Annotated in this window: 28 protein-coding genes; 23 read left to right on the plus strand and 5 right to left on the minus strand. The window is 59.9% G+C overall.

The window, feature by feature from the left end; translation table 11 throughout:
- Nucleotides 1-2 precede the first annotated feature (2 nt).
- From ALTER154_RS16235 to hemN, 13 genes are all read left to right on the plus strand, one after another.
- Nucleotides 3-188, plus strand: coding sequence for a CcoQ/FixQ family Cbb3-type cytochrome c oxidase assembly chaperone (locus tag ALTER154_RS16235; protein WP_170050222.1), 186 nt, complete (start codon nt 3-5; stop codon nt 186-188).
- Nucleotides 185-1,123: a cytochrome-c oxidase, cbb3-type subunit III gene (gene ccoP / locus ALTER154_RS16240; protein WP_160088550.1), complete on the plus strand. Its 939-nt coding sequence runs from the start codon at nt 185-187 to the stop codon at nt 1,121-1,123. The genes ALTER154_RS16235 and ccoP (ALTER154_RS16240) overlap by 4 nt, the downstream gene beginning before the upstream one ends.
- A 370-nt stretch (nt 1,124-1,493) precedes the next feature.
- Nucleotides 1,494-2,936 (plus strand): cytochrome-c oxidase, cbb3-type subunit I, encoded by a 1,443-nt coding sequence (ccoN, locus tag ALTER154_RS16245; protein ID WP_090256145.1) that lies wholly within the window; start codon nt 1,494-1,496, stop codon nt 2,934-2,936.
- Entirely contained in the window at nt 2,936-3,544 is a 609-nt protein-coding gene (gene ccoO / locus ALTER154_RS16250) for a cytochrome-c oxidase, cbb3-type subunit II (protein WP_090256144.1), read from the plus strand. Before ccoN ends, ccoO begins: the two co-directional genes overlap by 1 nt.
- Before the next feature lie 6 nt (nt 3,545-3,550).
- Nucleotides 3,551-3,736 (plus strand): cbb3-type cytochrome c oxidase subunit 3, encoded by a 186-nt coding sequence (locus ALTER154_RS16255; protein ID WP_090256143.1) that lies wholly within the window; start codon nt 3,551-3,553, stop codon nt 3,734-3,736.
- Nucleotides 3,733-4,722, plus strand: a complete 990-nt coding sequence (gene ccoP, locus ALTER154_RS16260; RefSeq protein WP_160088552.1) for a cytochrome-c oxidase, cbb3-type subunit III — start codon at nt 3,733-3,735, stop codon at nt 4,720-4,722. The genes ALTER154_RS16255 and ccoP (ALTER154_RS16260) overlap by 4 nt, the downstream gene beginning before the upstream one ends.
- A gap of 136 nt (nt 4,723-4,858) precedes the next feature.
- Complete coding sequence (gene ccoG / locus ALTER154_RS16265; RefSeq protein ID WP_090256141.1) at nt 4,859-6,271, plus strand: cytochrome c oxidase accessory protein CcoG; 1,413 nt, start codon at nt 4,859-4,861, stop codon at nt 6,269-6,271.
- A 12-nt stretch (nt 6,272-6,283) separates the two neighbouring features.
- Nucleotides 6,284-6,808 carry a FixH family protein gene (locus tag ALTER154_RS16270; protein ID WP_160088554.1) on the plus strand — a complete coding sequence of 175 codons (525 nt, stop codon included), beginning with the start codon at nt 6,284-6,286 and terminating at the stop codon, nt 6,806-6,808.
- Between the two features lie 8 nt (nt 6,809-6,816).
- Nucleotides 6,817-9,225 (plus strand): heavy metal translocating P-type ATPase, encoded by a 2,409-nt coding sequence (locus tag ALTER154_RS16275; protein WP_160088556.1) that lies wholly within the window; start codon nt 6,817-6,819, stop codon nt 9,223-9,225.
- Between the two features lie 38 nt (nt 9,226-9,263).
- Nucleotides 9,264-9,542: a hypothetical protein gene (locus tag ALTER154_RS16280; protein ID WP_160088558.1), complete on the plus strand. Its 279-nt coding sequence runs from the start codon at nt 9,264-9,266 to the stop codon at nt 9,540-9,542.
- A 3-nt stretch (nt 9,543-9,545) separates the two neighbouring features.
- Nucleotides 9,546-9,764 carry a cbb3-type cytochrome oxidase assembly protein CcoS gene (gene ccoS, locus ALTER154_RS16285; RefSeq protein ID WP_160088560.1) on the plus strand — a complete coding sequence of 73 codons (219 nt, stop codon included), beginning with the start codon at nt 9,546-9,548 and terminating at the stop codon, nt 9,762-9,764.
- Nucleotides 9,757-10,440: a sulfite exporter TauE/SafE family protein gene (locus ALTER154_RS16290; RefSeq protein ID WP_160088562.1), complete on the plus strand. Its 684-nt coding sequence runs from the start codon at nt 9,757-9,759 to the stop codon at nt 10,438-10,440. Before ccoS ends, ALTER154_RS16290 begins: the two co-directional genes overlap by 8 nt.
- A gap of 91 nt (nt 10,441-10,531) precedes the next feature.
- Entirely contained in the window at nt 10,532-11,914 is a 1,383-nt protein-coding gene (hemN, locus tag ALTER154_RS16295; RefSeq protein WP_090256135.1) for an oxygen-independent coproporphyrinogen III oxidase, read from the plus strand.
- A gap of 28 nt (nt 11,915-11,942) precedes the next feature.
- Here the strand turns inward: hemN and ALTER154_RS16300 are convergent, their stop codons facing one another.
- On the minus strand, nt 11,943-12,407 hold the full coding sequence (locus tag ALTER154_RS16300) for a hypothetical protein (protein WP_256665649.1): 465 nt from the start codon (nt 12,405-12,407) through the stop codon (nt 11,943-11,945).
- Nucleotides 12,408-12,560: 153 nt separating this feature from the next.
- On the opposite strand from ALTER154_RS16300, the gene fnr reads away from it, so the two are divergent.
- The 4 genes from fnr to ALTER154_RS16320 all read left to right on the plus strand — a co-directional run bounded on the left by fnr (nt 12,561) and on the right by ALTER154_RS16320 (nt 15,925).
- On the plus strand, nt 12,561-13,295 hold the full coding sequence (fnr, locus tag ALTER154_RS16305; protein ID WP_090256133.1) for a fumarate/nitrate reduction transcriptional regulator Fnr: 735 nt from the start codon (nt 12,561-12,563) through the stop codon (nt 13,293-13,295).
- A 25-nt stretch (nt 13,296-13,320) separates the two neighbouring features.
- Nucleotides 13,321-13,869: an adenine phosphoribosyltransferase gene (locus ALTER154_RS16310; RefSeq protein WP_160088564.1), complete on the plus strand. Its 549-nt coding sequence runs from the start codon at nt 13,321-13,323 to the stop codon at nt 13,867-13,869.
- Between the two features lie 97 nt (nt 13,870-13,966).
- A complete protein-coding gene (locus tag ALTER154_RS16315) occupies nt 13,967-14,782 on the plus strand; it encodes an ion transporter (protein WP_160088566.1) in 816 nt (271 codons plus the stop codon).
- 315 nt (nt 14,783-15,097) lie between these two features.
- The gene (locus ALTER154_RS16320; protein WP_090256130.1) at nt 15,098-15,925 is read left to right on the plus strand and encodes a metal-dependent hydrolase; all 828 of its coding nucleotides are present in this window, start codon (nt 15,098-15,100) and stop codon (nt 15,923-15,925) included.
- A 23-nt stretch (nt 15,926-15,948) separates the two neighbouring features.
- Here the strand turns inward: ALTER154_RS16320 and ALTER154_RS16325 are convergent, their stop codons facing one another.
- Both ALTER154_RS16325 and ALTER154_RS16330 read right to left on the minus strand, forming a co-directional pair.
- Entirely contained in the window at nt 15,949-17,514 is a 1,566-nt protein-coding gene (locus tag ALTER154_RS16325) for a cation:proton antiporter family protein (RefSeq protein ID WP_160088568.1), read from the minus strand.
- 108 nt (nt 17,515-17,622) lie between these two features.
- Nucleotides 17,623-18,345, minus strand: a complete 723-nt coding sequence (locus ALTER154_RS16330; RefSeq protein ID WP_160088570.1) for a TetR family transcriptional regulator — start codon at nt 18,343-18,345, stop codon at nt 17,623-17,625.
- A 115-nt stretch (nt 18,346-18,460) separates the two neighbouring features.
- Between ALTER154_RS16330 and ALTER154_RS16335 the strand changes: the two genes are divergently transcribed.
- The 6 genes from ALTER154_RS16335 to ALTER154_RS16355 all read left to right on the plus strand — a co-directional run bounded on the left by ALTER154_RS16335 (nt 18,461) and on the right by ALTER154_RS16355 (nt 23,505).
- Nucleotides 18,461-20,014, plus strand: a complete 1,554-nt coding sequence (locus ALTER154_RS16335) for an NAD(P)/FAD-dependent oxidoreductase (protein WP_160088572.1) — start codon at nt 18,461-18,463, stop codon at nt 20,012-20,014.
- The gene (locus tag ALTER154_RS16340) at nt 20,011-20,895 is read left to right on the plus strand and encodes an SDR family oxidoreductase (protein ID WP_160088574.1); all 885 of its coding nucleotides are present in this window, start codon (nt 20,011-20,013) and stop codon (nt 20,893-20,895) included. The genes ALTER154_RS16335 and ALTER154_RS16340 overlap by 4 nt, the downstream gene beginning before the upstream one ends.
- A 154-nt stretch (nt 20,896-21,049) precedes the next feature.
- Nucleotides 21,050-21,499, plus strand: a complete 450-nt coding sequence (locus ALTER154_RS16345) for a MarR family winged helix-turn-helix transcriptional regulator (RefSeq protein WP_160088576.1) — start codon at nt 21,050-21,052, stop codon at nt 21,497-21,499.
- A 306-nt stretch (nt 21,500-21,805) separates the two neighbouring features.
- Nucleotides 21,806-21,934, plus strand: a complete 129-nt coding sequence (locus tag ALTER154_RS21060) for a hypothetical protein (RefSeq protein WP_256665650.1) — start codon at nt 21,806-21,808, stop codon at nt 21,932-21,934.
- Between the two features lie 66 nt (nt 21,935-22,000).
- Nucleotides 22,001-22,429: an organic hydroperoxide resistance protein gene (locus ALTER154_RS16350; RefSeq protein WP_090256124.1), complete on the plus strand. Its 429-nt coding sequence runs from the start codon at nt 22,001-22,003 to the stop codon at nt 22,427-22,429.
- A gap of 59 nt (nt 22,430-22,488) precedes the next feature.
- Nucleotides 22,489-23,505, plus strand: a complete 1,017-nt coding sequence (locus tag ALTER154_RS16355) for an alpha/beta hydrolase (protein ID WP_160088578.1) — start codon at nt 22,489-22,491, stop codon at nt 23,503-23,505.
- Between the two features lie 55 nt (nt 23,506-23,560).
- Here ALTER154_RS16355 and ALTER154_RS16360 read toward each other — a convergent pair whose 3' ends face one another.
- Complete coding sequence (locus ALTER154_RS16360) at nt 23,561-23,839, minus strand: putative quinol monooxygenase (RefSeq protein ID WP_160088580.1); 279 nt, start codon at nt 23,837-23,839, stop codon at nt 23,561-23,563.
- 25 nt (nt 23,840-23,864) lie between these two features.
- Complete coding sequence (locus tag ALTER154_RS16365; protein ID WP_160088582.1) at nt 23,865-24,602, minus strand: SDR family oxidoreductase; 738 nt, start codon at nt 24,600-24,602, stop codon at nt 23,865-23,867.
- Nucleotides 24,603-24,840 lie beyond the last annotated feature (238 nt).

The raw sequence follows: 24,840 nt of genomic DNA on the forward strand, positions 1-24,840 counted from the left end.
TCATGTCATTCGACTTTATTGATATAGGCACCCTGCGCGGCATCGGCACTGCACTGGTTCTGCTGTCGTTTGTTTGCGTGACCCTGTGGGCTTACAGCGCTAAACGCCGCACGGCTTTTGATCAAGCCGCCCTGCTGCCCTTTGCCGATGAACCCACACTGGCTGCCCCAAGGAGCAAGACCCCATGAGCACTTTCTGGAGCTGGTACATCACCCTGCTGACCGTGGGCACCCTGCTCGCGTTGTTCTGGTTGATTTTTGCCACCCGTAAAAGCGAAGTTCACAAAAGCCCCACCGATCAAACCATGGGCCATGCCTTCGATGGTATTGAGGAATATGACAATCCACTACCCAAGTGGTGGTTCATGCTTTTTCTCGGCACGCTGATCTTCTCAATTGGCTATCTGGTGCTGTATCCAGGCCTGGGCAGCTGGAAAGGCGTACTGCCCGGATACGAAGGCGGCTGGACGCAGGTCAAGCAATGGCAGCGTGAAGTCGATAAGGCCGATGAGTTGTATGGGCCGATATTCGCCAAATATGCAGCGATGCCCCTGGAAGAAGTGGCTAAAGACGAACAAGCTCTAAAAATGGGTGGACGTATGTTTGCCACCTATTGCTCGGTTTGCCACGGCTCTGACGCCAAGGGTGCAGTGGGCTTCCCTAACCTGACCGACAACCACTGGCGCTGGGGCGGCGAGCCCAGCGTAATCAAAACCACCATCCTCAATGGCCGTATTGGGGCGATGCCGGCCTGGACGGCGGTGATTGGTGAAGACGGTGTGCAACAGGTCGCAGCTTATGTCCGTAAGGACCTGGCAGGTCTGCCACTGCCCGCCGACAAGCGCTTTGATCTGGAAAAAGGTGCCGCCATTTTTGCCGCCAACTGCCAGGCTTGCCACGGCGCCCAAGGCACCGGCATGGCCATGCTGGGCGCTCCCGACCTGACCAAGCCGGCTGGCTGGATCTACGGCAGCAGCCTAGTGCAACTGCAGCAGACCATCCGCCATGGCCGTAACGGCCAGATGCCGGCGCAGGAGCAATACCTGGGCAACGACAAAGTGCATCTACTGGCGGCTTATGTACTGAGCCTGAGCCGGCAACAGCAGACCGTCACTGAGCAGTAATCGCTAAAACCGCACCACCTGGCTGGCGACTGACAGTCGCCAGCCCCTCCCTCCCGAGTTCGGACAACCGTACGGATCATGCGACCCAAGGTCGCACCCTTCCGACCAAGTGCACCCGTGACGTTTGACTTGAGCTAATCTTGTCGACAGTCGCCACCTGTCATAACTCCAAGGCGATTCCCATCTTTGCGCTACGCCTGTTTAGGCGTTTACTGCTCGCGGTTATGCTCTGCATTAGCGACCATGCAGGCTTACCAACAGCCCTGTAAGCCCTATCGCGCCGGCATGTGTCGTTGCAATGAGCACCTGCTTTCTCCATACTTGCCGCCGATTTTTGCCCCTAAAAAATCCATTAACCGTGGAACCCATAATGAGCACAGCAATCAGTCCGACTGCTTATAACTACAAGGTGGTTCGCCAGTTCGCCGTAATGACGGTGATTTGGGGAGTCATTGGCATGAGCCTGGGTGTTTTCATCGCCGCACAGCTGGTGTGGCCTGAACTTAACCTGGGTATGGAATGGACGAGCTTTGGCCGTCTGCGTCCGCTGCACACCAACGCGGTGATTTTCGCCTTCGGTGGTTGCGCGCTGATGGCCACCTCGTTCTACGTGGTGCAACGCACTAGCCAGGCACGCCTGATCTCTGATGGCCTTGCTGCCTTCGTATTCTGGGGCTGGCAAGCCGTGATCGTCGCTGCAGTGATCACTCTGCCGATGGGTTTCACCGGTTCCAAGGAATACGCCGAGCTAGAGTGGCCAATCGATATCCTCCTGGGCATCGTCTGGATCGCTTATGCCGTGGTGTTCTTCGGCACTATCGTCAAACGTCAGACCAAGCATATCTATGTGGGCAACTGGTTCTTCGGGGCCTTTATCCTGGTTACCGCGATGCTGCACATCGTCAACAGCGCGGCCGTTCCGGTTAGCCTGTTCAAGTCTTACTCGGCCTATGCCGGTGCGACTGACGCGATGATCCAGTGGTGGTACGGCCACAACGCAGTAGGCTTCTTCCTGACCACCGGCTTCCTGGGGATGATGTACTACTTCGTGCCGAAGCAGGCCGAGCGTCCGATCTACTCGTACCGCCTGTCCATCGTGCACTTCTGGGCGCTGATCACCCTGTACATCTGGGCCGGTCCGCACCACCTGCACTACACCGCATTGCCTGATTGGGCACAGTCCCTGGGCATGGCCATGTCGATCATCCTGCTGGCACCAAGCTGGGGCGGTATGATCAACGGCATGATGAGCCTCTCGGGTGCTTGGCATAAGCTGCGTACCGACCCAATCCTGCGCTTCCTGGTCGTTTCCCTGGCGTTCTACGGCATGTCGACCTTCGAAGGTCCGATGATGGCGATCAAGACCGTCAACGCCCTGTCGCACTACACCGACTGGACAATCGGCCACGTACATGCCGGTGCGCTCGGTTGGGTTGCGATGATCTCTATCGGTGCCCTGTACCACCTGCTGCCTAAAGTTTTTGGTCGCCCGCAGATGCACAGCGTTGGCCTGATCAACGCACACTTCTGGCTGGCCACTATCGGCACCGTGCTGTACATCGCCTCGATGTGGGTCAACGGCATCACCCAGGGCCTGATGTGGCGCGCAGTCAACGAAGACGGCACCCTCACCTACTCCTTCGTTGAAGCGCTGGAAGCCAGCCACCCAGGTTATGTGGTGCGCATGATTGGTGGTGCGTTCTTCGTCGCCGGCATGCTGCTGATGGCGTACAACACCTACCGCACCGTGCGTGCCGCCAAGGCTTCTGAATACGAAGCGGCTGCACAGATTCCTGCCGGAGTAGCGCACTGATGAAACACGAAATCATTGAGAAGAATATTGGCCTGATGGCGCTGCTGATGGTTCTGGCCGTCAGCATCGGTGGCCTGACTCAAATCGTTCCGCTGTTTTTCCAGGACGTTACCAACGAGCCGGTGGAAGGCCTCAAGCCTTACACCGCGCTGCAACTGGAAGGCCGCGATGTGTACATCGCCAACGGCTGTGTCGGCTGCCACTCGCAGATGATTCGTCCGTTCCGTGCCGAAACCGAACGTTATGGCCACTACTCCGTAGCCGGTGAAAGCGTCTGGGATCACCCCTTCCTGTGGGGTTCCAAGCGTACCGGCCCGGACCTGGCTCGCGTCGGCGGTCGTTACTCGGATGAATGGCAGCGTGCGCACTTGTACAACCCGCGCAACGTAGTGCCTGAGTCGAAGATGCCGGCCTACCCTTGGCTGGTCGAGCACAAACTCGACGGCAAGGACACCGCCAAGAAGATGGAAGTCATGCGTGGCTTTGGTATCCCTTACACCGATGAAGACATCGCTGGGGCCAAGGACGCGGTAAAAGGCAAGACCGAAATGGACGCACTGGTGGCGTACCTGCAGGTTCTCGGCACTTCCATCAAGAACAAACGGTAACGCGCGATGGACATCGGGACTATTCGTGGCATAGGCACAGCAGTGGTGTTCATCGCCTTTATTGGCGTGGTGCTCTGGGCCTACAGCAGCAAGCGTAAATCCAGCTTCGACGAGGCCGCCAACCTGCCCTTCGCCGACGATCCCAAACCCAACGAGCGTGACGAGCAATCTTCCAGGAGCAATAACCAATGACCACGTTCTGGAGTTGGTACGTAACCATTCTGTCTCTGGGCACCATCTTTGCCCTGACTTGGCTGATCTTCGGCACCCGCAAGGGCCAGCGCGAAGAAACCACCGAAGAAACTGTCGGCCACTCCTTCGACGGTATCGAAGAGTTCGACAACCCGCTGCCCAAATGGTGGTTCATGCTGTTTGTTGGCACCATCATCTTCGCCCTCGGCTACCTGGCGCTCTACCCGGGCCTGGGTAACTGGAAAGGTCTGCTGCCAGGCTATGACTACCTCGATACCGAAGCGAAGAAGCCTTTCGCAACGAACATCGAAATTGCTGGTGGTGCCGAGCGCAATGCAGGCTGGACCGGTGTGCATCAGTGGGAAAAGGAAATGGCCAAGGCTGAAAGCCAGTACGGCCCGATCTTTGCCAAATATGCTGCCATGCCGATCGAGCAAGTGGCCCAGGACGAGCAAGCGTTGAAAATGGGCGGCCGCCTGTTTGCCTCCAACTGCTCGGTCTGCCACGGCTCTGATGCCAAGGGCGCATATGGCTTCCCGAACCTGACCGACAATGATTGGTTGTATGGCGGCGAGCCGGAAACCATCAAAACCACCATCATGGCCGGCCGTCAGGCGGCGATGCCAGCGTGGAAGGACAGCATCGGCGAAGAAGGCATCCGTAACGTTGCCGGCTACATTCGCACCCTCTCGGGTTTGAAAAACCCGGAAGGTATCGAAGTTGACCTTGCCGCAGGTCAAAACATCTTCGCGACCAATTGTGCAGTCTGTCATGGCGCTGAAGGTAAGGGCCAACAGGCCATGGGCGCACCTAACCTGACCGACAAAATCTGGCTCTACGGTTCCAGTTTTGCTCAGGTGCAACAAACTCTGCGCTACGGCCGTAACGGCAAGATGCCCGCCCAAGCTGATTTCTTGGGCAACGATAAAGTGCATCTGCTAGCGGCTTACGTGTACAGCCTGTCGCAAGCAAAAATCGAGAAGTAATTCTCCTGCCTGGCAGGCGCGACCGCAGGTCGCACCTGCTGGGCAATCGTCAGGCGTACCATAGCGCAAGAGCCCGTATGACCCCGGCCGGCACGTATCGACCAGGGCAGCCAATCAACCGCCGTGGTACAAACTGATGAGCGCACAGATTCCAGTTAAAGACGTCACCCCTGCCCCGGCCAAGGTCGAAGTTGTTGACCTGTACGCCAACCGCGAAAAAATCTACACCCGCTCCTTCACCGGCATTTTCCGCAACTTGCGTATGCTCGGTGGCGCAGCCCTCTTCCTGTTGTACTTCGGCACTGTATGGTTGACCTGGAACGGCCGTCAGGCCGTCTGGTGGAACCTGCCGGAGCGCAAGTTTTATATCTTTGGCTCGACGTATTGGCCGCAGGATTTCGTCCTGCTCTCCGCGCTGCTGATCATCGCCGCCTTCGGCCTGTTTTTTATTACCGTATTCGCCGGTCGCGTGTGGTGCGGCTACACCTGCCCACAGAGCGTCTTCACCTGGGTATTCATGTGGGCGGAGAAAGTCACTGAAGGTGATCGCAACCAACGCATGAAGCTCGACAAAGCGCCGATGACCACGCAAAAATTTCTGCGCAAGCTGGCTAAACACAGCATCTGGGTTGGCGTGTCACTGGTCACTGCCATCACCTTCGTCGGCTACTTCACGCCAATTCGCGAGCTGATCCCCGAACTGTTCACTTTGCAAGCCGGTGGCTGGGCACTGTTTTGGGTAGGCTTCTTTACCCTTGCGACCTACGGCAACGCCGGCTACCTGCGCGAGCAAGTGTGCATCTACATGTGCCCCTACGCGCGCTTCCAAAGCGTGATGTTCGACCAGGACACCCTGATTGTGTCCTATGACCCACGCCGCGGCGAACACCGTGGCCCACGCAAGCGTGATGCGGACTACAAGGCCGAGGGCCTGGGTGACTGCATCGACTGCAAAATGTGCGTACACGTCTGCCCCACTGGCATCGACATCCGTGACGGCCTGCAGATCGAATGCATCGGCTGCGCCGCGTGCGTCGATGCCTGCGACAGCATCATGGAGAAAATGAACTACCCGAAAGGGCTGATCAGTTACACCACCGAGCACAACCTGTCTGGCCAGAAGACCAACCTGGTGCGGCCACGCCTGATCGGTTATGCCATCGCCCTGCTGGCGATGCTCTGCGTGTTCGCCTGGGCTATCGCCGATCGTTCGCTGGTGGAGCTGGATGTACTCAAGGACCGCGTGCTCTACCGCGAGAACGAAGAAGGCCGGATCGAGAACGTCTACACCCTGAAGATCATGAACAAAGCCCAGCACGAGGTCACGTACCTGATCGAAGCCGACGGCCTCGACGGCCTGGTGTATGAAGGCAAGCGCGAAATCAAAGCGATCGCAGGCGAGGTACTGTCGCTACCGGTCGAATTGTCGATCGACCCTGAAAAACTGCCTTCTAGCACAAATGAAATCACCTTCCACCTGCACTCGGTGGATGATCCAAGCATCAAAACCGACGCCGCCAGCCGCTTTATCGGCCCCAGCGTGCGCTGATTAGAGAAGACCATGACTGAGCCCATAGCTGAAAAGAACGCTGAGATCATCAAGCCTTGGTACAAGCAATTCTGGCCCTGGTTCCTGATTGGCCTGTTGGCCTATTCAGTGGTGCAGGGGCTGACCCTGCTGACCATCGCCACGAAGAACCCGCCGGGGCTGATTTCCGATGACTATTACGACGTCGGCAAAGGCATCAACCAGTCACTGGAGCGGGAAAATCACGCTATTCGCCTGAAGCTGCATGCCACCTTGCTGCTCAACGATGACAACGGCACTGCGACCTTGCAACTGAGCGGCAACAGCCGTCCACAGCAGCTGGTGCTTAACCTGATCTCGCCGACGCAACCCGAGCGTGACCGCCGGGTGGTTCTGCAACCGCAGGCCGATGGCAGTTACAGCGGCCAGATGATCGATGCCGTGCAAGGCCGTCGTTTTGTGGAGCTGGTCGGCCAGGAAGGCGGCAAAGACTGGCGCCTGTTTGAAGAAGAAAACGTGAAAAGCGGGCAGAACATCCTCCTCGGGGATGCTCAATAAGCGCACTGATGAGCACCCCAACCCCCTGCTATCACTGTGGCCTACCGGTTCCCGCCGGCAGCCGTTACCAGGCTCAGGTACTGGGCGCAACCCGTGAAATGTGTTGTCCGGGCTGTCAGGCAGTGGCTGACGCCATCGTCAGTGGCGGCCTGGAGCACTATTACAAACACCGCAGCGAAAGCGCCGCCAATCCGCAAAGCCTGCCTCAGGCGTTACCGGATGAATTGGCGCTGTACGACCGCCGCGACGTGCAACAACCCTTTGTCGAGCACGACGGCGAACTCAGCGAAACCTGCCTGCTGATCGAAGGGATCAGTTGCGCCGCTTGTGGCTGGCTGATCGAGAAGCACCTGCGCAGCCTGCCGGGTGTCAGCGAGGCGCGCCTCAACTTATCCAACCACCGATTGCAGGTGCGCTGGGCCGACAGTCAACTGCCGCTCAGCAGCCTGCTCAAGACGCTGCGCAAGATCGGCTACGCCGCTCACCCCTGGCAGGCCGATGCCGCCGCTGAACAGCTGCAGCGCGAGAACCGCCGCGCCATGCGCGAACTGGGCGTGGCCGGCATGCTGTGGATGCAGGTGATGATGGCAACCATGGCCACCTGGCCGGAGTTCAACATCGACCTCAGCCCCGAACTGGACAAGATCCTGCGCTGGGTCAGCCTGTTTCTCACCACGCCGATAGTCTTCTACTGCTGCGGGCAATTCTTCAGGGGGGCGCTGCGTGACTTACGCACCCGCCACCTGACCATGGATGTGTCGGTATCCCTGGCGATTGGGGGTGCATATATCGCCGGTATCTGGTCAACGGTGACGGGCCAGGGTGAACTGTATTTCGACGCAGTGGGCATGTTTGCCCTATTCCTCCTGGCAGGCCGCTACCTGGAACGCCGCGCCCGTGAGCGCACAGCAGCCGCCACCGCTCAGCTGGTCAACCTGCTGCCAGCCTCTTGCTTGCGCCTGACGGCTGACGGCCAAAGTCAGCGCATTCTGCTGAGTGAACTGCACATTGGCGATCAGGTGCTGGTCCCCCCCGGCGCTCTGCTGCCCGCTGATGGGCGCATTGTTCAGGGCCAGTCGAGCGTGGATGAATCGTTGCTGACCGGTGAATACCTGCCGCAACCGCGTAACACGGGCGACAGCGTCACTGCGGGCACCCTTAACGTCGAAGGTCCGCTGCAGATTGAAGTGCAGGCGCTTGGTGATGCCACACGCCTATCGGCCATCGTCCGCCTGCTGGAGCGCGCGCAGAGCGACAAACCACGCCTGGCGGTATTGGCCGACAATGTTGCGCAGTGGTTCCTGCTGATCGTTCTGGTGGTAGCCGCCATCGTCGGTCTGGTTTGGTGGCAACTCGACCCGTCACGCGCGTTCTGGATCGTGCTTTCCTTGCTGGTCGCCACCTGCCCTTGCGCGCTCGCCCTGGCCACACCAACAGCACTAACCGCCGCCACGGGTTCTTTGCACAAACTGGGCATGCTGCTGACCCGCGGCCATGTACTCGAAGGGCTCAATCAGATTGACACCCTGGTGCTGGACAAGACCGGCACCCTCACCGAAGGTCGCCTGACCCTTGGTGCCATTCATCCTCTACGCGAGCTGGATGCCGACAGCTGCCTCGCATTGGCCGCCGCGCTGGAAAACCGCTCTGAACATCCAATCGCCCGCGCCTTCGGCCAGGCACCAGAAGCCGCCGAAGCGGTCGACAGCCATCCGGGCTTGGGCCTGCAAGGACGGGTTGGCAACCGAGTACTACGTATTGGCGAAGCCAGTTTCGTCTGTGCGTTGAGTGCTCAGCCCGTGCCAGCGATTGCCAGTGAACATGGCCAATGGCTGCTGCTGGGGGATGAGCAAGGGCCGCTGGCCTGGTTTGTATTGAATGACCGCCTACGTGAAGATGCCCCGCAACTGATCGACATGGCCAAGAGCAAAGGTTGGCAGATCATGCTGCTGTCTGGCGACAGCTCACCCATGGTCGGCGAAGTGGCACGCCAGCTGGGTATCACAGACGCCCGTGGTGGCCTCACGCCAGATGCCAAGCTGGAGGTATTGAAGCAGCTGCACAGCCAAGGCCGTCGGGTACTGATGCTGGGTGACGGGGTTAACGATGTGCCCGTGTTAGCCGCCGCCGACATCAGCGTGGCCATGGGCAGCGCCACCGACCTGGCCAAAACCAGCGCTGATGCCGTGCTCCTATCCAACCGTCTGAGCAGCCTGGTGCAAGCTCTACACATGGCGCAACGAACCCGCCACATCATCATCGAGAACCTCGCCTGGGCCAGCCTGTACAATGGCCTGGTACTGCCCTTCGCCGCCATTGGCTGGATCACTCCGATCTGGGCCGCGCTGGGTATGTCAGTCAGCTCACTGGTGGTGGTGGTCAACGCACTGCGCCTGACTCGCCTGCCCCGGCAGTAAGCTGTCAAACAGCCCACTAAAACGCTCGGCGAGGTCTTATGCGAAACAACGTGACTGGCAAGATTGCCTGGTGGGTGCGCTTATTAGCCGTAATGCTGTTAAGCCTGCAGCTGTTTATGGCCTACCACTTTGCCACCGCGCTGATCCGTCAGCAGACCACACTCAGCAGCCTGTTTACTGACAGTCTGCCGGACACCCTGATCATGCTTTTCCTTAATGCTCTGTTTGCCTTCGTCGCGCTGACCGGCCGCAGCCCTGACAGACTCTTCCCAGTTGCCAGTTTCGATCTGCGGCAACTCTTGCGCCGGAGCCACTAAGCCATGCCCGCCCTCTATATCCTGATCCCGGTCGCCATTGCCCTGGTGGGCTTTGCCATCTGGCTGTTCTTCTGGGCGGTGGACAGCGGTCAGTACGACGACCTCGACGGTCCGGCCCACAGCATCCTGTTCGACGATGAAGACCCCAAGCACACCGCAGCCGTAAGCCAACAGCAACAAGACCAGCTCAAAGACTCGCCGCAGGACAAGCCCGGTGCTTGAGCTACTGCCGCTGCTGGTTTCAGCACTGATCCTCGGCCTGCTCGGCGGCGGACACTGCCTAGGCATGTGCGGCGGCCTGATGGGCGCGCTGACCCTGGCCATTCCGCCCGAGCGGCGCGCACAGCGCTTTCGGCTGCTGCTGGCCTACAACCTGGGGCGCATCTTCAGTTACAGCCTGGCCGGTCTGCTGCTGGGGCTGGCGGGCTGGGCGCTGACCAATAGTCCGCTAGTGATGGGCCTGCGGGTGGTTGCAGCACTGCTGCTGATTGCCATGGGCCTGTACCTGGCCGGCTGGTGGAGCGGCCTGACCCGTATCGAAGCCCTCGGTCGAGGCCTCTGGCGCTATATCCAACCGCTAACTCGGCGTTTTATGCCGGTCACCAGCCTACCGCGCGCTTTGATACTCGGCAGCCTGTGGGGCTGGCTGCCCTGCGGCCTGGTTTACAGCACCCTGCTGTGGGCCGCCAGCCAAGGTAATGCAGTCGACAGCGCTGCTCTGATGTTTGCTTTTGGTCTCGGCACCCTGCCGGTGCTGCTGGCCACCGGCATGGCCGCCGAACGCCTGACCGCCCTGCTGCGCAAGCAGGGCGTGCGTATGGCCGGCGGCATTCTGGTAATCCTTTTTGGTCTGTGGACCCTGCCTGGACCGCACCAGCACTGGTTGATGGGCCACTAAGCGATCAGCGGGCGCTTGATACAAGTCAAAACACCTCAGGCGCACCGCTCATAGACTGCCCGGTATTGAAAGCCAAACCGGGAATACCCGCATGCTCAACGCCATCCAGTGGGACAGCTCGCTAATCCGCCGCTACGACCAAGCAGGCCCGCGCTATACATCCTATCCGACGGCTGTGCAGTTCCATGAGCGCATCAGCCAGTTCGACCTGCTGCACGCCCTGCGTGACAGCCGCAAAGCGCTGCGACCGCTGTCGCTGTATGTGCACATCCCGTTCTGCGCGCACATTTGCTACTACTGCGCCTGCAACAAGGTAATCACTAAGGATCGCGGCCGCGCCCAGCCCTATCTGGAAAAACTCGAACGCGAAATCGAGATCATCAGCCGTCACCTCGACCCACAGCAGAAAGTCGAGCAGCTGCACTTCGGCGGCGGCACGCCGACCTTTCTCAGTCACGATGAACTGCGCCACCTGATGAGCCACCTGCGCCAGCACTTCAACCTGCTGGATGACGATAGCGGCGACTACAGCATCGAGATCGACCCGCGCGAAGCCGATTGGTCGACCATGGGCCTGCTTCGTGAGCTGGGCTTCAACCGCGTCAGCCTGGGCGTGCAAGACCTCGATCCGGCTGTACAGCGCGCGGTCAATCGTTTGCAGACCCTGGAGGAAACCCGCGCCATCGTCGAAGCCGCGCGCACCCTGCAGTTTCGCTCGGTAAACATCGACCTGATCTACGGCCTGCCGCTGCAAACGCCCGAACGCTTCGCCCGCACCGTGGCCGAGGTGATTGCCCTGCAACCTGATCGCCTGTCGCTGTTCAACTATGCGCACCTGCCGGAGCGCTTTATGCCGCAGCGGCGGATCAACACCAGCGACCTGCCGAGTCCTGGCGACAAGCTGGCCATGCTGCAGGCCAGCATTGAGCAACTGAGCGCCGCCGGTTACCGCTATATCGGCATGGATCACTTCGCCCTGCCCGACGACGAACTGGCCAGCGCCCAGGAAGATGGCAGCCTGCAACGCAACTTCCAGGGCTACACCACCCACGGTCATTGCGACCTGATTGGCCTGGGTGTTTCATCGATCAGCCAGATTGGCGAACTTTACTGCCAGAACAACAGCGACCTGAGCAAATACCAGGACAGCCTTGGCCACAGCGAACTGGCCACCCTGCGCGGCCTGCACTGCGATGCCGACGACCGCGTGCGCCGGGCGGTGATTCAACAGCTGATCTGTCATTTTCAGCTGCGCTTTGCCGATATCGAGCAGGCCTACGCCATCGATTTTCGCAATTACTTCGCCGAGGTCTGGCCGCAGCTGCAGCAGATGGCCAGTGATGGGTTGATCGAGCTGAATGCCCAAGGCATCGAGGTACGGCCAGCGGGCCGCCTGCTGGTGCGCTCGCTGTGCATGCTGTTTGATCGCTACCTTAGCGAGCTAAACCAGCAGCGTTTTTCCCGGGTGATATAGCAGCCTGCGGACCGAAAAAGTCGGGGGGTTATTTCATGATCAGGCTGGCCACTTCCTGCATCTGCTGATCACTGAGGTCCTGCTCACGCAGGGTCTTGATCAGCGTCGCATTGGCGCTGCTCAACGCGCCCTGCAGCGAGGCCAGCTCGCCCTGCAGCGTCTCGATCTTTATGCGTTTGGCCTCGGGATCGAGGCTCTGGTCCTGCATGACCTCTTTCAGCTCGTTTCTCTTCGCTTCGATCTGCGCCTTGAGCTCGCGGATTCTCTTGAGCAGATCCTTGACCACATCCGGCAGGCTGCTCTCATCAATATCGCGGTTCTTCTGTGCCGCAGCAGAGCGCGCCTTTCCCTGCTCTGACAGGCTTACCCGTAGACTGTCGCGAAACGCCTGCTTATCCGCCTCGCCACTCTCTGTAACGCCCTCAGCCACAGCGCTCTTACGCTCCAGCGTAAGGTTCATGCGGGTACTCAACTGAGTCGATTCCAGACGCATACGAATGCTCCTTGCAGATATTGAAACCAATCCGGTTTATCGGCCGCACCGGATAAAACTTGAACATTCGATCAGACTGCGCCCTAGTGGCCCTAGCCTGCACCCTGCTGTAACCTTACGGCTATTGTGTGTTTACCCTCAGGATCACCAGCGATGTCCGAAAGCATCAAGTTGCATACCCCACACCAAGCCCATTGCAAGGATTGCAGCCTGGCGAGTCTGTGCCTGCCGCTGTCCCTGAACCTGGAAGACATGGACGCGCTCGACGAAATCGTCAAACGCGGCCGCCCGCTGAAAAAGGGCGAATTCCTGTTCCGCCAGGGTGATGCCTTCAACTCGGTGTTCGCGGTACGTTCCGGCGCACTGAAAACCTTCAGCCTGAGCGACAGCGGCGACGAACAGATCACCGGCTTCCACCTGCCCAGCGAGTTAGTCGGTCTGTCCGGCATGGACAGTGACGCGTACCCGGTTTCGGCCATGGCTCTGGAAACCACCTCAGTGTGCGAAATCCCCTTCGAGCGCCTCGACGAGCTGTCGGTGCAGCTGCCGCAACTGCGCCGCCAGCTGATGCGCATCATGAGCCGGGAGATCCGCGACGATCAGCAGATGATGCTGTTGCTCTCGAAGAAAACCGCCGATGAACGCATCGCCACGTTCCTGGTCAACCTCTCGGCCCGCTTCCGCGCACGCGGCTTCTCGGCCAATCAGTTCCGCCTGGCCATGTCGCGCAACGAAATTGGTAACTATTTGGGCCTTGCGGTGGAGACCGTATCGCGGGTATTTACCCGCTTCCAACAGAACAAGCTGCTCGAAGCCGAAGGCAAGGAAGTGCATATCCTCGACCCCATCGAGCTATGCGCCCTGGCCGGCGGTAACCTCGAGGGCTGATCGACCCGCCCTGAGGACCTAGCCGATGATCTTCGACGAATTCACTATCAAAACCCTGATCCGCCCGGTGCTGGACTTCCCCAAGCCAGGCGTGATTTTTCGCGATATCACCCCGCTGTTTCAGTCGCCACGTGCCCTGCGCATGGTGGCCGACAGCTTTATCCAGCGTTACGTCGAAGCGGATTTCAGCCATATCGGCGCCATGGATGCGCGCGGCTTTCTGATCGGTTCGATCATCGCCTATGAGCTGAACAAACCACTGATCCTGTTCCGCAAGCAAGGCAAGCTGCCCGCAGACGTACTAAGCGAGAGCTACCAGACCGAGTACGGCGAAGCCAAACTGGAAGTCCATGCCGACAGCCTCTGCGAAGGCGACAAGGTGCTGATTTTCGATGACCTGATCGCCACTGGCGGCACCCTGCTGGCCGCCGCACAACTGGTGCGGCGCATGGGCGCAAGCATCATCGAAGCCGCCGCAATCATCGACCTGCCCGAACTGGGCGGTTCGCAAAAACTGCAGGACAGCGGTATCCCCACCTTTGCCCTGACCTGCTTCGCCCTCACCGATCAATAACTCTGCTCCACGGCCCTGACGGCAGCGCTGCATGTCCAGGCCAGGCTGCCCCTCGCGAACTGATTCGCTCACCGCTTACACAAGAACCCCACAGACCATGAACGAAACACCCATGAACCCGCCATCCACTTATTGGCGTCTGCGCCTCGGCGCGCTGATGGAAAGCACAGCCATCACCCGCCTGGTCACCGCCCTGATCATTCTCAACGCCGCAATTCTCGGCATCCAGACCTACCCAGGCCTGATGGCCGAGTGGGGCGAATTGCTGCTGACGCTGGATCAGCTGATTCTCGCGGTATTTATCCTGGAGCTGGCGCTGCGCTTTGTCGCCCGCGGCCTGGGCTTGCTTCGCGATCCGTGGGCGGTATTTGACTGCCTGGTGGTGGGCGTAGCCCTGGTGCCGTCCAGCGGTCCATTCGCCGTGCTGCGTGCGCTGCGCGTGTTGCGGGTGCTGCGGCTGATTTCGATCAACCCGAACATGCGCCGGGTGGTCGAAGCCCTGCTGTCCTCACTGCCGGGCATGAGCAGCATCGCCATGCTGCTCGGCCTGGTGTTTTACGTGGCGGCGGTGATGGCCACTCAGCTGTTCGGCGCGGCCTTCCCCGAGTGGTTCGGCAGCCTCGGTGCCAGCCTCTATACCTTGTTCCAGGTGATGACCCTGGAAAGCTGGTCGATGGGTATCGTGCGCCCGGTGATGGAGCAGTTCCCGCTGGCGTGGATGTATTTCCTGCCGTTTATCCTGATTGCCACCTTTATGATGCTCAACCTGTTTATCGCCGTGGTGGTCAATGCCATGCAAACCACCCATGAGCAGGAAGCCAAACTCGCTCCGCCCTCGCCCACCGAGCAATTGCTACTCGATGAACTGCGCGCCCTGCGCACGGAAGTTGCCGAGCTGCGCCAACAACGCTGAGGCCCACGGCTGCAAAACCGCAAGTATCAGTACTGCATCGCGCCGGCCTGGCGCGATGCAGTACTGGCATAAATCGTATTCCCGTCACGCCCCTCTCCCTGCGCGCTCTCGCCCTTAAAGCGCCTGAGCCTGACGAACTGTCCGACAACTATCCATAAGTTGGCGCAATTCCAGCCGCCCTGGCCAGGAATGACCTCGCGCCTAAAACGCCCTCGGCTAAAGATTAATCACGGCCCAAGACAGCCCAGCCTGTCGTCCCAAGCCCTAAAACAAGAGCGGTCGCGAACGCGATCAATATGCCGAGGAGTCGCCCTTATGACAGCCAAAACCAGCACCCCAACCGCCAGCTTTCCCGTACGCCGCATGGACTTCACCTTCGATGAAAGCCAGAAGTTCTGGTTTGCCGGCGACCCATTCATGAGTCACTTCATGAACAATCTGTCGTCACTGTTTCCCTATGGTGAGAAATTCTTTGTCGACAGCGTGCGCGCCGTGCGCGAGAAGGTCACCGAGCCGCAGCTGAAGAAGGACATCAGCGCGTTTATCGGCCAGGAAGCCATGCATTCGAAAGAGCACGCGGCCTATAACGACTACGCCGCCGAGCACAATATCGACCTGGAACTGCTGGAACTGCGCATCAAGGTGCTGCTGGAGTGGGTGACCAAGATCACCACCAAGAAGCAGCGCCTGGCTGCCACCTGTGCCTTGGAGCACTTCACCGCAACCATGGCCGAGCAACTGCTGCAACGCGAAGACCTGACCACCCAGATGAATGACCCCAAGCTCTATCAACTGTGGATGTGGCACGCGATTGAAGAGAACGAACACAAGGCGGTCTGCTACGACGTGTACCAGAAGGTCTACGGCGGCTACTTCACGCGCGTTGGCATGATGGCGATTTCCACCGTGATCTTCTTCGGCGTGATCGGTTGGTTCCAGCTGCACCTGCTGCGCAAGGACGGCCAACTATTCAACTGGCGCAGCTGGGGCAAAGGCCTGAAAACCCTGTTCGGCCCACGCAACGGCTTTTTGACCAAACTGATCCTGCCGTACCTGGACTACTACCGCCCGGGCTTCCATCCGCTGGACCACGACAGCAAAGCGCTGGAAAAACGCTGGCGCCAGCGTCTGGGCTTCAGCTAAGCCCAGCGTGCCGAGGTTGACCGCTAATCCGCGTCAGCCTCGGCACGGCTTTTCAGCGTGCGCAATACATGTTCGGCCAGACCGGCACCCGCCTCGCTCATGGTCAGGTAGGTACGGTCGGCACCGGCCTGCTGAATGCGCATGGCAATATCCTCATACAGCGCGTGGGACACCACCAACCCGTTAAAGCCGCGCTCGCGCAGCTTCTGCGTGGCAATCACCTTGGCCTCTTCATCATTCAACGCGAGGATCACCGCGTCGATGTTGGGCATCTGCAGGTGCTGCCAAAACATCGGGTCCTCACCGTCGGCAAACAGCACGCTACGCCCCACCTTGTTACTCTGCTCGATCACCACCGGGTCGGAGTCCAGGCCCACCACCTGATAACCCTTCTCCTGCAAGTAGTCATAGGCTGCACGTCCGGTACGCCCCATGCCCATTACCAGCACCTGGGAAAGGCCGAGAGAAACCGGCTGTTCATCCGGGTGACGGATGTTGCGCTCCAGGGCAGTCAGACGTTTAGCCAGGCGTTCGTATAGCGGGTGAACAACTCGGTTGAGCGGCGCGGAAATCACAAAAGACAGCGCAACGGTAATCGCCAGGGGAATCATCCACTCCGGCAGTACCACGCTGGCCATGATCAGGCCGAACTCGCTGTAGTTGGTCAGGCTGACGCTGCTGAGAAAGGCACTGCGCGCGCGCAGGCGGAACAGCAGAAAGAGAAAGAAGAACAGCACGCCCTTGAGCGGCAACAGCACGGCCATGACCAGGGCAAACTTCAAGGCAGCGGCATCCGGCAGGCCGCCAATGCCAATCTGCAGAAAGAAGCCGACCAGAAAGATTTCCTTGATGCCCCACAGCGAGTTGGCCAGCTCGGTGGCGCGCTTGTGTTTGGCCAGCATGGCACCAAAGGCCAATGCACCCAGTTCGGAGCTCAGGCCCAGTTGCTCGAAGCCGTAACCGCCCAGCACCAGCGCCAGCAACAGGCCGAGCAGCACCATCAGCTCCTCGTGACCACTGACATCGAGCAGCTTAAACAGCAACGGCCGCAGCAGTGGCAAACCGAACAGCAGCAGCGCCCAGGCCGACGGCACCTTGCCACTGGCCAGGCTCATCACCACCAGGGCGATCAGGTCCTGGATGATCAATACACCAATCGCCACACGCCCGTGGAAGGCGCGCAGCTCGCGCTTGCCCTCTAGCACCTTGGCCGCCAGCACCGTGCTGGAAAACGACAAGGCAATGGCCAGCAGCAACCCCTGCTGCCAGGGTAGTTCCAGCAGCAACAGAATCGCCGGGAGGAAGATCAGACTGGAAATAGCGAAATGCAGCAGACCGCCGCCGATCACCTCACGCCGCACCAGGTTGCCGATTTTCAGCTTGAGGCCCACGGTAAACAGCAACAGCAGCACGCCCAGGTGGGCGATGTGATCCAACGCTGCGCTGTCACGCGGGCCAACCCCGATATGCTCGCCAAAGCCGGCCAGGGCAAAGCCAGCCCCCAGGTAGCCCACCAGCGGCGGCAGACCAATCCCCCGCGCCACCAGCCCCATAAAAAAGGCAAAGGCAATCCAGGTGGCTTCAATCATAGAGGGTCCTTAATGGGGCAAACGACGAAACAGCGCGTTAGCACTATGCCGGCCTAGCATAGCGCCCATAGATGGCGCCGCATTGACTCGCCTCAGTTGCGGCCGTGTTTACTCAACCGGCAACTTCAACTGCCCCAGACTTTGCAACACGCTAGCGCCGGTAAACAGCATAACGATCTGCTCTTCAGCCAACGTGCAGATCGCCGCTTGCCGCTCGGGTTGGCCGATGTAGTCCAGCGACAGCTGGAACAGGTTGCGGCTGATCAGGTTCGACACCTGCCTTACCACTGCCGGGTTGACCATGTCCGGCAGCAGCTTGAAGGCGATGATGTCCTCGGCCATGTCCGCACCGCATTCATCCATCACTTCCTGCAGGGCCGCGCGCAGCACGGCCGAGGCGCCATGCAGTTCGCGTACCCCGATGATGAACGCCTCAGGGTTCTGCGCAACGAAATCGAAGAACAACTGCACGGTTTCATGGCACACCCGCCGGCCGCGCTGCAGGTCAATGCCAAACAGCATCGGCGCGCTGGCCTGGGACGACTGCACCGCTCGCTCGGCCGCTTCGCGACGCAGGGCGCGCAGCGGTTGGCGCAGCTGGGTGGAGATTTGTCGGATCACCGTCAGGCCCAGGTCATCAACATCCTTGAAGTGCCTATAGAAGGTATTGGGATTCAGCCCCGCCTCACGCGCCAACTCGCGCAAGCCCAGGTTGCTGAGGCTGCGACTGGTTGAGGTGAGACGTAACGCGGCCTCCAGTAACAGGGTCTTGCCGGGGGCCTCAGTGGCTTTTTCTGCGGCTGGCTGCTGCTCGCTGGCGTCTGCCTGCATGACGAACCCTACCTAAAAGTTGGCTTGTGAGAATGCTGCTTGCTGGCGAGTATACATTTGTCTACCTTGGTATACAGCTGTATACGCCAGCAATAAACATAACAGGAGCTTGGCCATGAATGCACCCGTCTCACCCCCTTCTGCCACCCGCCACTGCAAGGTCGCCATTATCGGTACGGGCTTCTCCGGCCTGGGCATGGCTATCCGCCTGAAGCAGGCCGGCGAACATGACTTCCTGCTGTTCGAAAAAGAAGCCGGCGTCGGCGGCACATGGCGGGTGAACAACTACCCGGGCTGCGGCTGTGACGTGCAATCGCACCTGTATTCGTTCTCCTTCGAGCAGAACCCCAACTGGACGCGCATGTTCGCCAAGCAGCCAGAAATCCAGGGTTACCTGGAAGGCTGCTGGAGCAAGTACCGCCTGCAGAACCACACCCAGCTGAACACCGAAATCACCCGCCTGGCCTGGGATGAGCAGCAGGAGCTGTGGCAGATCAGCGACAGCGCCGGCAACAGCTATACCGCGCAGTTCGTGGTCTCGGGCATGGGTGCGTTGTCCACCCCATCGATTCCGGCGCTCAAGGGCCTGGGCGACTTCACCGGCAAGGTCTTCCACTCGCAGCAGTGGGACCACAGCTATGACCTTACCGGCAAACGCATTGCGGTAATCGGCACCGGCGCCTCGTCGATTCAGTTCGTACCGCAGATCCAGAAGCAGGTCAGCCAGCTCGATCTGTACCAGCGCACCGCACCGTGGATCATGCCCAAGCCGGACCGCGCCATCAGCGAGCGGGAACGCAATCGCTTCAAACGCTTCCCGCTGCTGCAGAAACTCTGGCGCGGCGCTATCTATGCCCTGCTGGAAAGCCGGGTGATCGGCTTTGCCATGCTGCCCAAGGTGATGACCCTCGCGCAGAAAGTCGGCAAGTGGTACATCAACAAGCAGATCAAGGACCCGATACTGCGCGCCAAGGTCACCCCGGATTACCTGATGGGCTGTAAGCGCGTGCTGATCTCCAACGATTACTTCCCGGCGCTGACCCAGCCCAACGTTGACCTGATCACCGATGGCATCGAGGAAATCCGCAGCGGCAGCATCCGCACCGTGGATGGCAAGGAGCGCGAGATCGACGCGATCATCTTCGGCACCGGCTTCACCCCGAGCGATCCGCTACCGCGCGGCGTGGTGTTTGGCCGTGGCGGCGTTGATCTGCTCGATACCTGGCCGGAAGGCCCGCAGGCCTACAAAGGCACCCTGACCGCCGGCTTCCCCAACCTGTTCTTCCTGATGGGGCCGAACACCGGCCTGGGCCACAACTCGATGGTCTATATGATCGAGTCGCAGATCCATTACGTGCTCGGTGCGCTCAAGCTGGTGGGTGAGCAAGAGTTGCAGAGCCTTGAGGTCAAGCAGGCCGTGCAGGACCAATTCAACGGCAAGCTACAAGGCAGCCTGGGTAACACAGTATGGAATGCCGGCGGCTGCACCAGCTGGTACCTGCACCCGGTCAGCGGCCGCAACTGCACGGTATGGCCGGGCTTTACCTGGCGTTTCCGCTTGCTGACGCGCAACTTTGACCCAGCGGCCTATCATTTCAGCCGTAGACACGCGGCACACCCGGCGCAGAACAGCGCTATCCAGTTGACTGCCCAGGAGGCCAGCGCATGAAATCGTTTGAAAACAAGGTAGCCGCCATCACCGGCGCCGGTTCCGGCATCGGTCGCGCCCTGGCCTTCGGCCTGGCCCGCCAGGGTTGCCAACTCGCGCTCTCCGATGTGAATGCCGAGGGCCTGGCGGAAACCGCCGCCCAGGCGCGCAAGCTAGGGGTCAAGGTCAGCGAAACCCTGGTCAACGTTGCCGACCGTGAAGCCGTGCATGCCTGGGCAGACCAGGTGGTGGCCGAGTTCGGCCGGGTCAACGCGATCTTCAACAACGCCGGAGTAGCCCAGGGCGGCACCGTGGAAGGCAACGACTACGCCGACTACGAGTGGATCATGAACATCAACTTCTGGGGCGTGGTCAACGGTACTAAGGCCTTCCTGCCGCATATCAAGGCCTCAGGCAGCGGCCATATCGTCAACGTGTCCAGCGTGTTCGGCCTGTTCGCTCAACCGGGCATGAGCGCCTACAACGCCAGCAAGTTCGCTGTGCGCGGCTTTACTGAGTCGCTGCGCCAGGAGCTGGACATGGCCGATTGCGGCGTATCGGCCAGCTGCGTGCACCCCGGCGGGATCAAGACCAACATCGCCAAGACCGCGCGGATGAACGCCAGCCTGAGCAGCGTTACCGGCCAGGATGCCGACAAGGCCCGTCAGCAGTTCAACGACCAGTTGCTACGCACCACGCCGGAGAAAGCCGCCCAGGTGATTATCAACGGCGCACTGGCGAACAAGCGGCGCATCCTGATAGGCCCGGACGCCTTCGCCCTGGATGGCATGCAGCGCCTATGGCCAGCACTCTATCAACGCATGGTAACAGCCTCCATGCGTCTGGCCGCGCGCTTTGCGCCGAAAGGCTCAAGCAAGAAAGTCCAGGCTGCCGTGGAGTAACCGGCTAGCCCACAAGCCCCAGCGCCGCAGGTGTCTGGGGCTTTTTTACGTATAACGTTTGCCTTGCTGGATGAACACCGTGCGCATTCAATTGGCATAACAGTAGTTGGCGCGATAAATTGTCGGCACCTGTCCTGTGCCGCTGGAGAACGCCATGACTACGCAAGACCCTTGCGCCGAACTGCTGCTCGATAACCAGCTGTGCTTCGCCCTGTATTCGACCTCGTTACTGCTGACCAAGGTCTACAAGCCCCTGCTGCAGGAGCTGGGCCTGACTTATCCGCAATACCTGGCGATGATGGTGCTCTGGGAAGGCGATGGCATCACCGTGGGCGATATCAGCAGCCGTCTGCTCACCGACCCAGGTTCCGTCACCCCGCTGCTCAAACGCCTGGAAGCCGAAGGTCTGCTCAAGCGCACCCGCAGCAGTGTTGACGAGCGTGTGGTCGAGCTGTTCCTCACCGATAAAGGCCGCGCCCTGCGCGAACAGGCCAAAAGCATCCCCAGCTGCATCCTCACCGCCACCCAGCAATCCGCCGCTGAACTTGGCGCCCTCAAGGCTGAGCTGGTCGCCTTACGTAGCAGTCTGCAACAAGCCGTGTAAGCACCTGGGCGACAGGCTTGCCGCCAGTCTCGTCGTCCACATCGCGGACTCTTACCCGTCACTCCCTTGCTCCACTCAACAATTTCGTCCTGCCGCAGCTCTCGAAAAATCGCGCAACCGCCCGCCACTCCTAGCTTATGCCTGAACAAAGCAGTGCTTATCGCAAAATGCTCAAAAATATATATTGCGCGCCAAATTAATGTTCACTAAAGTTCACTTCATCGGACTACTTAGCGCGCAAAACTTTAGTGCTAATAAACGAATTACTGACCAACCAAACAACCCAGCAGCTTGAGGAGAACTGTTATGCAAACCCTGATCACATTCACCATCGCCATCACGCTCTCCGCTGCCGTACTGGCGGACCACAGCCACAAGCAGCAACAGGATGGCAAAGGCCTGTACCCAGAATGGCTGATCAACCACGACGGCTGATCAACCACAGATACCGCAACACCTGTAACGCGTACCAACCCAAACTGACTTTAGAGGATTACCACCATGTCGATTCAAACCATTGCTTACCGTGCCTACGCAGAAGCCACCGGCGGCCGTGACGGCCGTGCCATCTCCTCCGACGGCGTACTCGACGTCGCCCTGACCACCCCGAAAGAACTTGGCGGTGCCGGCGGTGCGGGCACTAACCCTGAGCAGCTGTTCGCTGCCGGCTACTCGGCCTGCTTTATTGGCGCGATGAAGTTCGTCGCGGGCCGCGACAAGCTGGCAATGCCAGCAGACGCCTCGATTGAAGGTGTCGTAGGTATAGGCGCGATTCCCAACGGTTTCGGCATCGAAGTCGAACTGCGCATCAGCCTGCCGGGCATGGACCGTGAGCAAGCGCAGACCCTGATCGAGCGTGCGCACATCGTCTGCCCTTACTCCAATGCTACCCGCGGCAATATCGACGTCACCCTGACGCTGCTCGACTAAGCCCAAACTACCCACTACCCGGCCGCTGCCAGTCAGCGGCCCGCCCCAGGAGGCCGCACATGAACATCAAACAAGGTTTGTCGATCGCCGTACTCGCCCTTGCCGTCAACAGCGCGTTTGCCGCTGGTAGCCCCGGGGTGGAGCGCAATACTCAAGGTTTCCTCAATGCCCTCGCCGCTGGCGGTGGCAAGCCCCTCGAACAACTGAGCCCGAAAGAGGCCCGCGCCGTATTGGTCGGCGCGCAGGCCGGGGTCAAGGTCGATGTATCGGGCATCAAGGTGGTCGACAAGACCATTGAGGTTGATGGCCAATTGATCCAGCTCAAAGTTGTGCGTCCGGCCGATGCCAACGGCACGCTGCCGGTGTTTATGTTCTTCCACGGTGGCGGCTGGGTGCTTGGCGACTACCCGACCCACGAACGCCTGATCCATGACCTGGTGGTGGGCTCTGGCGCGGCGGCGGTGTATGTCGATTACACCCCATCACCGGAAGCCAAGTACCCGACCGCGATCAACCAGGCATACGCCGCAACCCAATGGGTGGCGCAGAACGGCGCGCAGATTGGTGTCGACGGCAAGCGTCTGGCAGTGGCCGGCAACAGTGTGGGTGGCAATATGGCTGCAGTCGTCAGCCTGATGGCCAAAGACAAAGGCACCCCAGCGATCAAATTCCAGCTGCTGATGTGGCCGGTCACCGACGCCAACTTCAACAACGCCTCCTATAACCAGTTCGCCGGCGGTCACTTCCTCAGCAAGAGCCTGATGCAGTGGTTCTGGGATAGCTACACCACCGATCCGAAACAGCGCGCCGAGATCTACGCCGCGCCGTTGCAGGCATCGGTGGAGCAATTGAAAGGCTTGCCGTCAGCCCTGGTGCAAACCGCCGAGTTCGACGTACTGCGTGATGAAGGTGAAGCCTATGCGCGCAAGCTGGATGCGGCGGGGGTCAACGTCACCTCCGTACGTTACAACGGCATGATCCATGACTTCGGCTTACTCAATGTGATCAGTCAGATCCCCGGCACGCAAAGCGCCATGCAGCAAGCCGCAGCAGCGCTGAAAGCCAACCTCAAGTAACCTGCGTTACAACAAAACGCCCCGACACGCTTAGCGTGCCGGGGCGTTCTGCTGTTCAAGCGGCCTGACATTGCAGGCTTTGCAGCAGGCCTTGCTGCAAAGCCTGGTCGAGCACCTGCTGCAACAGCGGCGCGGCGAAAAATGCCTGCAACGCCGCTGTCGATTGCCAGCGACTCTGCAGCAGCCACTGCGCCGCATCATCCGGCAGCTGCTGCACCTCAACACCCAGGCAACAGGGAAGGATTTGCATGGATTCACCCAAGCCATGCAGGCACACCCCCAACTGCTCGGTTCGTCCCGCCCTGGCATGCAGCACGGCGCTATGACTTAACATCGGCTTGCTCTCCAGAGATACTGGCTCAATAAGGACTGGCAGTCGGCCGCACGATCAGCTCGCTGACATCGACATCCGCTGGCTGTTCAACCGCATAAGCAATAGCGCGGGCAATCGCGTCCGGGGTGATGGCGACCTTGCGGAACGCCTTCATTGCCTCACGGCTCGACTCATCGGAAATGCTCTCGGCCAGCTCCGACTCGACCACGCCCGGCGATACCAGGGTCACGCGAATATCGCCGCCCACTTCCTGACGCAAGCCTTCGGAGATGGCGCGCACCGCATACTTGGTTGCGCAATACAACGCACCGGTCGGCACCACGCTGTAGGCGCCGATGGAGGCGATATTGACGAACTGACCGCTGCGCTGACGCTGCATCACCGGCAACGCAGCGGCGATGCCGTGCAGCACGCCACGGATATTCACGTCGATCATGCGGTTCCACTCATCGACCTTCAGCACATCAAGGCGCGACAGCGGCATGACTCCGGCGTTGTTGATCAGCACATCAACACGGCCGTACTGCGCCAGGGCCGCGTCGACAAATGCCTGGGTGTCGGCCTGGCTGGTTACGTCCAGGCGGCGGTAATCCGCATTACCGCCCGCCTCACGGATTTCGCTGACCAACTGCTCCAGGCGCTCGGTACGCCGTGCGCCGAGCAACAGCCGCGCGCCCTTCTCGGCCAGCAAGCGCGCACAGGCCTCGCCGATACCGCTGCTGGCGCCGGTGATCAGAATGACTTTGTCTTGGATATTAAACATGGCCGAATCCTCTGCTGGTAAGCGGCAAGGATTGCCGCGACAGCAACAGATTCCGTCAGATGGCGTGCTCAGGGTTAGACGATTTCTGGCGAATTATTGCCTAAACCTGCAACGCTCAAAATTCAGCAAAAATTACCCTGCGGCACATATGATCAGTTCAGATTTGCATTGCTCGCCTGTATAAAAGGGCTTATTGCCTATTTCTGGTGAATTATTGCCTGATCCTGCAACGCATTCC

The sequence above is a fragment of the Pseudomonas sp. 9AZ genome (genome assembly GCF_902506525.1).
Taxonomy (GTDB): Bacteria; Pseudomonadota; Gammaproteobacteria; order Pseudomonadales; family Pseudomonadaceae; genus Aquipseudomonas; species Aquipseudomonas peli.